The sequence below is a fragment of the Salinisphaera sp. G21_0 genome, from assembly GCF_017744115.1.
Taxonomy (GTDB): Bacteria; Pseudomonadota; Gammaproteobacteria; order Pseudomonadales; family Endozoicomonadaceae; genus Endozoicomonas.
Genome location: NZ_JAGHQW010000096.1, coordinates 1 through 10,618, shown reverse-complemented (window position 1 = coordinate 10,618; position 10,618 = coordinate 1). Strand labels below are relative to the sequence as shown.

The following is a 10,618-nucleotide window of genomic DNA, read 5'->3' as shown; positions in this document are numbered from 1 at the left end:
TACTGTAGATTCGCTATACGCACCAGCCGATACCCCCATACAGCCCGACTTACACGGCGTTCTGCATTTTAAAGGCTATATCTTCTGATTCGCATTTTGTGATTTGTATATTTTTCGGTCAAGCAACGCGTGTGATGACAAATTGCTTTATTTTCATTTAAAACAACAAATTAACCATTCAGTTGATTTTCTACATATACGAACTAGCTTTTACTGTATAAAAAAACAGCATTGAGCAGGACTTATATGAGATTACAAGAACGCTTTCAAATTGCCATTCGCTCTGCCGGTTACTCTCTGTCTACCGAGCGCAGCTACTGGGACCAAAACCGGGGTCGTAAAACCGGGTTCGGTTCTTGAATCTTGAACACATCGAAGATTAAAAACTGTCTTTCAATTCTTGCCCTAAAATTCTCAACCCACTTTTTCAGTTTTCTAATGCAGAACTATTCGCACTGTTTTTAATCGAGATCTGGTCGTTTAACGTCCAAAAGTCGTAAATAACACCAAGGCCAAGAAAGCCAATGGTAAACAGATACAAAATTCCGGATATCCATTTCCCCAGGTACATACGATGGACGCCGAATACACCAAGGAATGCCAGCAAGATCCATGTAACAGAGTAATCATACTGGCCACTATGGAAACGAAAATCCGCTTCCCGATCCATGGCCGGGATAAGGAAAAGATCGATCAGCCAGCCAATGCCAAAGAGACCAAGGGTGAGCAACCAGATAGTCCCTGTTACCGGTTTGCCATAATAAAAGCGGTGAGCGCCAAGAAAACCGAAAATCCAAAGTACATAACCGATAACTTTACTATGAGTGTCGTTCATTTTTATCACCTGAACCATTGGAAAAACGATGGGATCTTGGTTTTGCACACTATATTTTCTTGACCAGAAAAGTCGGCTTAATGTTTCTCCTACCCAATGTCTTAAATCAAAAGAACATTGCAACACTTTCCTGATCCGCACCCACGCTACCGCCCGTCCAGCCTTTTTCAGGAATAGTCAGGTCACGCTTTTTTGAACGACACTCAATGTCTAATTGCATAGGCATAAAATAGTATCATCGAACAGATTACAGTGGTATTTGTTTGGCAGGATGCAGCCGATGCCCATATTTTACACTTCCTACATGGCCAATAATTACAATTCTGTTTTTTGTATATATATCCTTCTGCCAATTACAGACAACATAAAAGCAGCTTCAATAAATCCACTTCAGCAGTGCATTATTATCAATGAGTTAGATATCACAACCCATAACTTACACCTGAATATCCTCAAAAAGTACTCCTATTGAAGCACTGTATGTATTCTCATATATAAGTTTTATAGCACGATAGTTCTCAACATCCTCAACTGAATAAACCGATAACAATAAATGGACGTATATTATGAACAAAAGGAACATTTGGCTCGCCAAGGTCTCTCAGCTTGTTTATCTCCCGACTCGCCTTCTGGAGTCCTGCCTTATGCTTCAGCTTTGCGACGGCAGACTGCTCCTGATCTTTGGCTCGCTGGCCTTCGCCGGATTCCTGGTAGCGTTTGATGCTGTTGGGGATCTCGTTAATATCCACCGTCATCTCGTGCAGTTCATCGGTGTAGCGATTACGGTTGGTCACCTTGTCTCGCACAAAGCTGCCCAGCAATGGATTGTCTTGCAGAGTGGAAGTTGGTTTGTCGGCAGCGCCCATTGCTTTTCGGGTTATGGCATCGGCGGCCATCAGGGTATAACTGCCCAGCGACCGCCTCAAGGAAGCCCCACGCCCCGGAGCCATACCCAAGTTTGATGCAGAACAAATTTGCCAGATTATCGCCATGTCTTGCGACAAACCCGAAGACCATGGTTATCCCTTCAGTCATTGGTCAGAAAACTCATTGGCCATGGCAGCAATAGATAAAGGTATCGTCCCATCTATCTCTCAGAGGCAGGTGGGGCGTTTTTTAAAATCAGGCCGACATTCGTCCCGACAAGGTTAAAGGCTGGGTCGAAAGCTCAAGGGATGAGGCGTTTGAAATACACTGCGCCGATGCTTGCGACATCTATCATCAAGCCCTTTTCCGGGCGGAACAGGGTATTCGCACCATTTCCTTCGACGAAAAAACGGGGAAAAGGTTCACTGGATGAAATTACCCTCTGGACACCACGACTTAAAAAAGCGTTAAAACTTCTGGATGATCACAACAACGGTGAAAAGTTTGAGTACGTGTTCGGTGCACCCAACATTGCCGCCAAGCGAGGCATCCAGATGTCACCAGGGAAAAAAATGCACAAAAACACGTTAGACAGCCAATGGCAGAAACTGATCAACCGCGCAATAGATGAAGGACTGATTAACGAGAAGTGGCACCGACCTGAAAGCCAAAGGCGTGTCTGACCACGAAGGATTAGTATCAGGGCATAAAACACTGGAAGCGAAGAAAATCTGTATCCTGATGACCCAAGAAGTACAGGGTAGAAGGTAACAAGAAGGAAGAGAAATGAGAGAAGATATCACCGGGTAATTATCCGGTTTTTTTTGCCGCTAATTACACGACATATCTTTGAGAATTGGTGCCCAGGAGAAGACTCGAACTTCCACGACCATACAGTCACTAGCACCTGAAGCTAGCGTACCACTCATATATTTCAACCACTTACCTCAAATCGTTTCAGGAAAAAGTGCGCAAGTGTGTATTATTTTTCGATATTTTCGCCATTTTTTTTAGGACAAATTTTAATGGAAACACGTTGAAGGAAAAGAGTTTTAACCTAAAGTTACTGTAATAATTATTACAGTAATAATTTATACGATGAAGTTTTACAATCTGGAAACAGAGTTCAACCACTTGCAAAACTGGAGCAATAAGGCAGCCACTGGCGGGGCATTAATGACGATTGTCACAGGCCGCAGGAGAGTGGGAAAAACCGCTTTATTGAATCAGGCTTTCCCCCGGGGAGGTGAGCATCGGGCCCTTTATCTGTTTGTTTCGAGAAAGCAGGAACGCCTGCTCTGTGAGGAGTTTGTTGAGCAAATACGCGCTTTGTTAAACGTTCCCATTTTCGGCAATCCGTCCTCACTCAGGGAAGTGCTGGAAATATTGCTGCAATACAGCTGTACCGAACCATTAACCCTTATCCTGGATGAGTTTCAGGATATTCAGCGCGTCAATCCCGCCTTTTTTTCAGAACTCCAGCATCTCTGGGATCAGTACAAAGGCAAAAGCCAGATGCACCTGATTTGCTGTGGTTCACTTTACAGCCTGATGACGCATTTGTTCCAGAACAGTAAAGAACCCCTGTTTGGTCGCGCTGACAACCGGATTAATCTGCAACCTTTGAAAACCCAATTCATTGCTGAACTCCTCCATGATCAAAAAAGATTCAGTCCGGAGACCCTGTTGCAATGGTACATGCTCAGCGGCGGTGTCCCGAAATAACTGGAATGGCTGGTCGATACCGATGCCCATGAAAACATCTGGCAGACACTGGTCAGTGAACACAGTTTACTGATTGAAGAAGGTCACTACCGACTGGCCGAAGAGTTCGGTCCGGAGCATGGCACGTATTTTTCCATACTGACGGCCATCGCTGCAGGCCACACCAGCCACCCAGCCATAGAGTCACTGTTGGAAATATCCGTCGGACCACAACTGGATCGATTAGAAAAAGAGTTTGAAATTATTGAACGACATCGGCCCGTGCTATCCAAACCGGGTACACGACTGGTGAAGTACAGAATGGTGGATGCATTTCTGGCATTCTGGTTTCGCTTTATATACCGCCATCGCAGCGCCATAGAAATAGGCAACTATAGCTTTATTCATCAGGTGATTGAACGGGATTACCCCACCTGGAGCGGGCATTGGCTGGAACAGATGCACCGTGAGCACATCGCTGCCAGTGGGCAATACAATATTGTCGGCAGCTACTGGGAGCGGGGAAACCAGAACGAAATTGATATTGTTGCCATCAACGAACTGGAAAAAAGTGCCTTAATTGCAGAAGTAAAACGCAATCCGGCCAATATCCGGTTATCCCGCTTGCAGGAAAAAGCGGAAAAGCTTCGTCAGCAGCTGAAAGGGTACGATGTGCGGTTTGAAGGGTTTTCGCTGGAAGATTTTAGCGATTAAATAATAAAAAGCGGTTTATCCACCACAAGCGGTGAAAACCCATGACATTGAACGCAATATCGAACCGTACAGATATCAACGCCTTCGGATCAAATTCCGGTAAGTTGACTTACCGACAGTAAGCTTTTTGCGGTGCTACCGTCTCAGAAAAGGCCGCCAGCCCAAGGGGTGCAGGCCATCCCTCTATCGGGGCACAACCGGCGGATCAGTTCCGGTTCAGTAAGCCCTGCAACCGGTCCCGGTCAAAAATCACTTTCTCAAACGCCACCGGTGAGTCCGTTTCAAAATGGATCGCCGCAAACGCCGGGCAGTCATCATCCTCGCCGTCCGCTTTCATTTCCATCAGGGTGTAACGGTAGGCACCGGTGATCTCCCGGTCGTGGAGACTCTCCGGCAACACACAGATTTTCAGGATCCGGTTGCCCTGACTGAAGGTAAAGGCAGGGCCGGTATCATGGCGGTAGGAGATATCTTGAAAGTACTCGGGAATGCGGATGCCCAGCGCATAGTTACCACCAAACTGCTGCTGATAACATTCCATATCATCCCCATATAGTTATTGCGTTTTGGTATCACTGTTTTCTTGCTGATGATGGCCTCTTACGGAGGCGAGTCGGCCAGATCACCAAGGCCGTTTTTTATTTTTGATAGCTCCGACCATCCAACTTCGACCTGTCCCACTCATTAGGCCCATGGATCATCAGGCATATCATAGGAATCGCTCCCGGCTCTGACTGCGGTTGTTATTAGCCCCACTTTGCCGCTTGGGTAATAGACCTGAGTTTCACCTTATCACGGTGGGCTGCCGTTATCTTCCCCAATTTATCCTGGCCTGCTTAACTGATCACGAAGGCTCCGGATTCCAGGGGCAATCATTGCATCATTGGGAATATGGACTGAAATCCCGGGATGGTGGATCATATTCATAACCTGTCAATAATGCCAGAGAGCTTGCTGGATGATCAGTAATGGTGGGCATAAATAAGACCAGACTCACTGACTTTAATAAACAACTCTCTATGCTCTTTGGCCAACACCTTCAGCCTGCGCTTTTTGTGTGGTTTAACCAGTGCAACCGCTAAAGTAATGGCAGCCAGCTCGGCAACACGCTGGTTATCCGACAGTTTCAGTTTATGCAAACGCGCTATATTCTTCCTGGAAATAGTTGACTGACGCATAAAACCAAATATTTCATTTTCCTGATCAATTGCACATCTTTCCTCTTTGGGTTTCTTAGAGCACTCTTTGCAGATATGGTTCTTATGCCCTTTACCGGAAAACTGTTCATTTGGCTTGCTACAGGCACAAATCCTACAGTAATGACCCATTGATACCTCTTAGTTTATTTCATCGATAAATTCATCTTCCTCAATAGCTTTTACTAACCCAGACAGGAATATAGCATGTAAGATATCAAACAGATCGTAATAAACCACGGGACTCATTAAGTAATATTGTTCGCTCAGCAAGCTCTTTAGTGGTTAACAACTCATGGTAAATCTCGATGTATCGCTTTCTGACACGGCGAAACTCAAGTGAGCCATACGCCTCACCCATCCACTCCCGCTCGTTATCCGTAATCGCGTTATTGACCTCTTCTGGCAAGTCATAAATATAATCCAGATTGTGGAAGTTGGATGCATGCCAGATATCATATTCCTGCTCAAGGGGCTGGCCCAGCACGTAAGGGATCAGATAAAGATTTGCCAGCATCAGCTCCGCCAGTTTGTAGCGCGCTTCCACCGGTTTGTTCATTCTCAGCAAGCCCAGAGACCAGCACAATGTCTGGATCGGTTCGCCCGCATCATCAGGAAATTCTTCCTGGTACCAGTTAAAGTAACTCTCTGACTTCTTCAAATCGTTCAGGACAAGGTACAGACTGAACAGAACATAGCGTTTACCGCTGCCATCACTGATGAAGTGATATTCTTTTTTCTCTTTGTTGAGCGCCGATCGATAGCTGGAAATTCTGGCTTTCAGCTTTTTTTCAGTTTCAGGGAAGATCAACATCGAATCTCTCAGATTTTATTCACACGCTTTCTCATCGCGGTGATGCAATTGAAGAATAATGGCTTTGCCAATGGTCGTGGCGGTTTCTACCCGGATAGTCATAGGGCTTCTCTTTTATTAACGTCTGTTTGCACAACGATCCGATCAAAACGAGGTAATAAATTTCTGCAGTATAAGCCTGCGTCCGATAAAACAGTACTACAGATCCGTGCGCAGCTTATTTCACTCTGGATTGAATGTCACCAGACCAATTGCTTATTCTGATCAAAACCAACAGCAGGTTTCACTGTGCCCCAGCTGGACCAACCTTGCAGCAAACACTTCACCTACCGGCAACTGATTGAGTGCGGTGAAACCCGGCAATCATCGTCAATTGATAACCTGCCACTGGCTGAGCAGAGCTGGCAGGCCCTTGCCGATTTGGCGATTCATATACTCGATCCGGTTTATGAGCAGTTTGGTGACCTGGAAATCACCTATGGCTTTTGCTCCCCCCCGTTGGCGACGGCAAGAAAAAAACTGGCCAAAAAACAGGGTGTGCTGCCCTCGATATATCCCAAATTGGATCAGCACAGCTGCTTTGAAAAAAACAGGAAGGGAGACATCATCTGCTCCCGGGGAGGAGCCGCCTGTGATTTTCATGTACCGGACACCTCATCACTGAAGGTAACCACCTGGATAGTTAAACAGCTCCCCTTTGACAGGCTCTATTTTTATGGACACGACAAGCCCATTCACGTTAGCTATAACAGTGAGTCTCAAAATGCAGCCATATGCATAATGACACCCAAAACCAACGGCCAATAATGGCTACCTGAAGGGGCAATACACCGTGTTTGACTACGGCTGCGGCCATGGCGATGACCTGTCGGAATTACAGGCCCATGGCATCACCGCCAGTGGCTGGGATCCAAACTGGCGACCCGAGGGCGAAAAAACAGAAGGAGATCTGGTCAACTTTGGCTATGTCATTAATGTGATCGAAGACCTGGAAGTTACCAGCCAGTATCCTTAACCACAGCCACTCACTGATCATCCATAGTCGTTTTATAAATGACCTGCCGCCCCCGTTAAGAATCTATGCCGGTTGTGCCACACAGCTCTATTCAGAAACCGATGGCGTAGACCTGGTAAAAATTCATATCCGTTCCGGCAAACTGACCCTGATGACCTACGAGGGTTTTACAACCCAGCCCATTCCCATGCTTCGTGAAAGGGTTAAGATTAACCTGCGCCAGCGCACTGTCGATTTTTTTGACTACGGCTATGGCGACTACGACCCACAACCACTCTACTGGAAGTCCCGGTTGATCGACGCAAGTTTTCCCGATTATGGCAAGCAGGAGTCATTCGATAAACGCCTTTCCGGCTTGAACATTCCTGAGCTGGCTGACGGGCATGGCCCTTCACTAGAGAATCTGACTGACCTGCTTCGTATAAATCACGAACTCACGATTAAAGGTTACCGGTTCTTCAAAGCACAGAGCGCCATCGCCCCCTCATAATGCACAGCACGAACAGTACAATGCCGATTATCAAAACCGTAAAAGCTGACCAGAGTGACCGGCCACATCCCGATAGCAAAAGATCTATATATGGACTATATTTAGGCCATAAACAGGAGGCAGAGTGATGAGAATTGAACCGATCAGTTTCGTAAAAAAGAATGCGGCCAACCTGGACCTGGAAGAACCGATCGTTGTGACCCAAAATGGTAAGCCAGTCTATGTCATTGAATCCTTTGAAGATAGAGAGCGCAGGCAAGAAGCTACCGCGTTGCTGAAGCTATTGTCTTTTGGTGCCAAAGACGAGGCAGAGGGCAAAACACTGTCGGGTGACCAGGTACTGAATAATATCAGGGCAAAGTATCTGGATCATAAATGATGCGGGTTATCTACCTTGAGTCCTATCAGATCTCTATGGAGCTGGTGATAGAACACAACGCATCCAGACATCCTGAAAACCTGCCAGGCCATATCGACAAACTGGCTGAAATCCAGGCGGCTTTTGAAACGCAAGTTACTGAGAACCCAAAATCATGCCCCGTTAATTACGACCTCGAACGTTATTTTGGCCTGCAGTTTCGCGAATACCTTAAAGATGGCTACAGGATTCTCTACCGGGTTGATGACTCGAAAGCCGTCATCGTAACCTTTATCTTTATGAGCCAGTTTCAAAAAACCAGCCGGTTATTGGAACAGTTTGTTTTCCGGCGTTAGCTTCTGCCCTGGCCAACCACCGAACCGGTATGATTTAATCACCTTCAGCCTTAAACGTGTCATTTATCAAAACCCGTGGCATCATACAGCCATCTGAAGTATTACCAGCAACCCTCACTAATGTCAGACAGCATCCCCTTCTATGACCTGAATGCCGAGTCTTTTTTTAACACAACGGTCGACGTCGATACCCAGTCCCTGTATCAAAACTTTCTGCCACATATACAAGAACATGGTCATATACTGGATGCTGGCTGTGGTTCAGGCAGAGATGCCAAGGCCTTTCTGGAGCTGGGTTATCAGGTGACAGCATTCGACGGCAGTAAAGCCATGGTCAATATGGCCAGGAATCTCACTGGCTTGGCTGTTGAGCACTCATTATTTAAAGACTTCCAGTCAGAACAGCAATTTGATGGTATCTGGGCCTGTGCCTCGCTCCTGCATGTTCCTTATACAGAACTCTCCGATACCTTCACTCATCTGGCCTCGTTCCTGAAAATGGATGGCATCTTCTACTGTTCGTTTAAGCTGGGCGAAAATTACCAGCTAATCCGTAATGGCCGGAGTTTCACTGATGTAAACTACTCTGGTCTTATAGATATTCTCAGCAATACGCCACTGAAGATCAGCCATCACTGGCAAACATCCGACCTTCGCCCAGGCAGAGCCAATGAGCAATGGCTTAATGCCCTGCTAACCAGGATTTAGGTATTCCTCGTTCTAGTCATATCCCATTTCTTCCTAATAATATAGTGACTTTTTCTTTGATTCAGCCCTATCTGCAATATTTTCTACAAAATCTACCTGACGATTAAAAGAATCTGTGAAATTAAGTTTCTTTTCGAATTCAGCTTTAGAAAGTGGGGAACTAAATACATCTTCATACGTCTTGCAGTATGCAACTGAAAAGGGACCAAAAGAAATTTCACCTTTTGAAATCAGATCTGATAATGAAGAAATCATTATAAAAACCCGCTCTGAATAAAGGTTATATGCCTTCTCATTATCACGGGAAGAGGAAGTCATAAATTCCATAAGAATAATAGAACTTACAAATGCTTTTTCAAGCTTACTTAATTGATTGCATTGATCCAGTACAGCACTAAATATAGTTTTACTAAAGGGATTGCCATAAACAACAAAAGAAGCGAGGTTATTAGGAAGGCCAGCCCGACGTAATAGACTATCAGCCCCTCCTTGAACACCTATCATTTTAAATTTATTCAAAAAACCGAACATAATACATCTGCCTGATAACAAGGCTCAATTTTATTAAATCACAAAACCATAGTCATCAGCATTATCCGCATGTCTTGCATCATTTAACTCGATATTGGTTTTGCACCTAACGCCGCATTCAGGTGCGCCAAAGACGTCACCTGGAATGCTTTGTTAGCCGTACATTGAATTAAGTAGCACTATTGATAACATAATTTGGAGTGTTACTAATGAGAATATTTGGATTGTTTTCAACAGCGATGGATATTGTTGAATGTTTTAGATCCGCAAGTGTCTGTGACTCTTTGCTATTTCTGCTAATTATTTTACTTCTTTTGTTAATCGAAGATAAGCTGAATAATGCAGTCTAGCGCACTAGACTGCTAACCATATTATCTAACTTCAATGATAGTATCTGGTTCTGCAGGCCAGTCTTGAGGCTGGCCATATTGAATAAGCTTATTATTGTAAAAATAGAACCACGTAACTGTGCTTTCCATGCCTGTAAGTGGATTTCTCTTTTTATGCCCGCTTGGGATGAAAGAATATTCATCTACAAGAAGCTCCAACACTTCTACAGTTCCGCCAGGGTACCTTTTAGCCCCTCTCGGTTTTACTTCTGGAAATAGGCTGGCAAATTCTTTTTTGCTCATTCCCATTTCCATAGCAATTACACGCTTGTCATAATCAGATTGACTTATTCCTGAAGTGCTGCAGCCAGTTAAAAGCACAGACAGAACAGCAACTAAAACTTCCTTTAAGTATTTTGATATTCATTAAAATCTACTGCTGAAAATTTTACTCACCCTACAGTAACACAGGTTAAGTCACCTGAATGTAAGTAATTTCTCGCCAAGTGCTGCCATGCTTGGCTGTACGGCTAACGCTTGGTTCAGGTGCGCCGTAGGCGTCACCTGGAACCACTTGGTACGCCCGGCATGGGCATGAACTGATGGGGTGAAAGTCCCCTGTGGGAGAACCTACATCTGACTGGCGGTAAAGACGCCTGCTGATGACAACCACTAGCTTAAGGCAAGTGCAGTCCCGCGAG

The 10,618-nt window shown here is 45.2% G+C and carries 16 protein-coding genes; 9 read left to right on the top strand and 7 right to left on the bottom strand.

Going from position 1 to position 10,618, the window contains the following annotated elements:
• Positions 1–427 precede the first annotated feature (427 nt).
• Complete coding sequence (locus J7439_RS24275; protein ID WP_286196873.1) at positions 428–835, bottom strand: NINE protein; 408 nt, start codon at positions 833–835, stop codon at positions 428–430.
• Positions 836–1,362: 527 nt separating this feature from the next.
• Positions 1,363–1,785, bottom strand: coding sequence for a hypothetical protein (locus tag J7439_RS24270; protein WP_209204635.1), 423 nt, complete (start codon positions 1,783–1,785; stop codon positions 1,363–1,365).
• Between the two features lie 252 nt (positions 1,786–2,037).
• Here J7439_RS24270 and J7439_RS24265 point away from each other — a divergent pair, with 252 nt between their 5' ends.
• The 3 genes from J7439_RS24265 to J7439_RS24255 all read left to right on the top strand — a co-directional run bounded on the left by J7439_RS24265 (position 2,038) and on the right by J7439_RS24255 (position 4,120).
• On the top strand, positions 2,038–2,385 hold the full coding sequence (locus J7439_RS24265) for a hypothetical protein (RefSeq protein WP_209204634.1): 348 nt from the start codon (positions 2,038–2,040) through the stop codon (positions 2,383–2,385).
• Positions 2,386–2,800: 415 nt separating this feature from the next.
• Entirely contained in the window at positions 2,801–3,427 is a 627-nt protein-coding gene (locus J7439_RS24260) for an AAA family ATPase (RefSeq protein WP_209204633.1), read from the top strand.
• A 189-nt stretch (positions 3,428–3,616) separates the two neighbouring features.
• On the top strand, positions 3,617–4,120 hold the full coding sequence (locus J7439_RS24255) for a DUF234 domain-containing protein (protein ID WP_209204632.1): 504 nt from the start codon (positions 3,617–3,619) through the stop codon (positions 4,118–4,120).
• Between the two features lie 205 nt (positions 4,121–4,325).
• Here the strand turns inward: J7439_RS24255 and J7439_RS24250 are convergent, their stop codons facing one another.
• The 3 genes from J7439_RS24250 to J7439_RS24240 all read right to left on the bottom strand — a co-directional run bounded on the left by J7439_RS24250 (position 4,326) and on the right by J7439_RS24240 (position 6,130).
• Entirely contained in the window at positions 4,326–4,661 is a 336-nt protein-coding gene (locus J7439_RS24250) for a hypothetical protein (protein WP_209204631.1), read from the bottom strand.
• Positions 4,662–5,082: 421 nt separating this feature from the next.
• Positions 5,083–5,298: a hypothetical protein gene (locus tag J7439_RS24245; RefSeq protein WP_209204630.1), complete on the bottom strand. Its 216-nt coding sequence runs from the start codon at positions 5,296–5,298 to the stop codon at positions 5,083–5,085.
• Between the two features lie 235 nt (positions 5,299–5,533).
• Positions 5,534–6,130, bottom strand: coding sequence for a hypothetical protein (locus J7439_RS24240; RefSeq protein WP_209204629.1), 597 nt, complete (start codon positions 6,128–6,130; stop codon positions 5,534–5,536).
• A gap of 288 nt (positions 6,131–6,418) precedes the next feature.
• On the opposite strand from J7439_RS24240, the gene J7439_RS24235 reads away from it, so the two are divergent.
• The 6 genes from J7439_RS24235 to J7439_RS24210 all read left to right on the top strand — a co-directional run bounded on the left by J7439_RS24235 (position 6,419) and on the right by J7439_RS24210 (position 9,057).
• Positions 6,419–6,937: a hypothetical protein gene (locus J7439_RS24235; protein WP_209204628.1), complete on the top strand. Its 519-nt coding sequence runs from the start codon at positions 6,419–6,421 to the stop codon at positions 6,935–6,937.
• 25 nt (positions 6,938–6,962) lie between these two features.
• Entirely contained in the window at positions 6,963–7,145 is a 183-nt protein-coding gene (locus tag J7439_RS24230) for a hypothetical protein (protein WP_209204627.1), read from the top strand.
• 151 nt (positions 7,146–7,296) lie between these two features.
• On the top strand, positions 7,297–7,635 hold the full coding sequence (locus tag J7439_RS24225; protein WP_209204626.1) for a hypothetical protein: 339 nt from the start codon (positions 7,297–7,299) through the stop codon (positions 7,633–7,635).
• A 127-nt stretch (positions 7,636–7,762) separates the two neighbouring features.
• Positions 7,763–8,014: a type II toxin-antitoxin system Phd/YefM family antitoxin gene (locus J7439_RS24220; protein ID WP_286198511.1), complete on the top strand. Its 252-nt coding sequence runs from the start codon at positions 7,763–7,765 to the stop codon at positions 8,012–8,014.
• Positions 8,011–8,349, top strand: coding sequence for a hypothetical protein (locus tag J7439_RS24215; protein WP_209204624.1), 339 nt, complete (start codon positions 8,011–8,013; stop codon positions 8,347–8,349). The genes J7439_RS24220 and J7439_RS24215 overlap by 4 nt, the downstream gene beginning before the upstream one ends.
• Before the next feature lie 120 nt (positions 8,350–8,469).
• Positions 8,470–9,057, top strand: coding sequence for a class I SAM-dependent methyltransferase (locus J7439_RS24210; protein ID WP_209204623.1), 588 nt, complete (start codon positions 8,470–8,472; stop codon positions 9,055–9,057).
• Between the two features lie 33 nt (positions 9,058–9,090).
• Here the strand turns inward: J7439_RS24210 and J7439_RS24205 are convergent, their stop codons facing one another.
• Both J7439_RS24205 and J7439_RS24200 read right to left on the bottom strand, forming a co-directional pair.
• Positions 9,091–9,588, bottom strand: coding sequence for a hypothetical protein (locus J7439_RS24205; protein WP_209204622.1), 498 nt, complete (start codon positions 9,586–9,588; stop codon positions 9,091–9,093).
• A gap of 371 nt (positions 9,589–9,959) precedes the next feature.
• Complete coding sequence (locus J7439_RS24200; RefSeq protein WP_209204621.1) at positions 9,960–10,220, bottom strand: hypothetical protein; 261 nt, start codon at positions 10,218–10,220, stop codon at positions 9,960–9,962.
• Positions 10,221–10,618: the final 398 nt, after the last annotated feature.

Excerpts from the sequence above, each read along its gene's own strand:
- J7439_RS24240 (WP_209204629.1), bottom strand. The coding sequence starts at position 6,130 with ATGTTGATCTTCCCTGAAACTGAAAAAAAGCTGAAAGCCAGAATTTCC.
- J7439_RS24260 (WP_209204633.1), top strand. The coding sequence starts at position 2,801 with ATGAAGTTTTACAATCTGGAAACAGAGTTCAACCACTTGCAAAACTGG.
- J7439_RS24250 (WP_209204631.1), bottom strand. The coding sequence starts at position 4,661 with ATGGAATGTTATCAGCAGCAGTTTGGTGGTAACTATGCGCTGGGCATC.
- J7439_RS24245 (WP_209204630.1), bottom strand. The coding sequence starts at position 5,298 with ATGCGTCAGTCAACTATTTCCAGGAAGAATATAGCGCGTTTGCATAAA.
- J7439_RS24210 (WP_209204623.1), top strand. The coding sequence starts at position 8,470 with ATGTCAGACAGCATCCCCTTCTATGACCTGAATGCCGAGTCTTTTTTT.
- J7439_RS24225 (WP_209204626.1), top strand. The coding sequence starts at position 7,297 with ATGACCTACGAGGGTTTTACAACCCAGCCCATTCCCATGCTTCGTGAA.
- J7439_RS24220 (WP_286198511.1), top strand. The coding sequence starts at position 7,763 with ATGAGAATTGAACCGATCAGTTTCGTAAAAAAGAATGCGGCCAACCTG.
- J7439_RS24205 (WP_209204622.1), bottom strand. The coding sequence starts at position 9,588 with ATGTTCGGTTTTTTGAATAAATTTAAAATGATAGGTGTTCAAGGAGGG.
- J7439_RS24215 (WP_209204624.1), top strand. The coding sequence starts at position 8,011 with ATGATGCGGGTTATCTACCTTGAGTCCTATCAGATCTCTATGGAGCTG.
- J7439_RS24265 (WP_209204634.1), top strand. The coding sequence starts at position 2,038 with ATGCTTGCGACATCTATCATCAAGCCCTTTTCCGGGCGGAACAGGGTA.
- J7439_RS24200 (WP_209204621.1), bottom strand. The coding sequence starts at position 10,220 with ATGAGCAAAAAAGAATTTGCCAGCCTATTTCCAGAAGTAAAACCGAGA.
- J7439_RS24270 (WP_209204635.1), bottom strand. The coding sequence starts at position 1,785 with ATGGCTCCGGGGCGTGGGGCTTCCTTGAGGCGGTCGCTGGGCAGTTAT.
- J7439_RS24275 (WP_286196873.1), bottom strand. The coding sequence starts at position 835 with ATGAACGACACTCATAGTAAAGTTATCGGTTATGTACTTTGGATTTTC.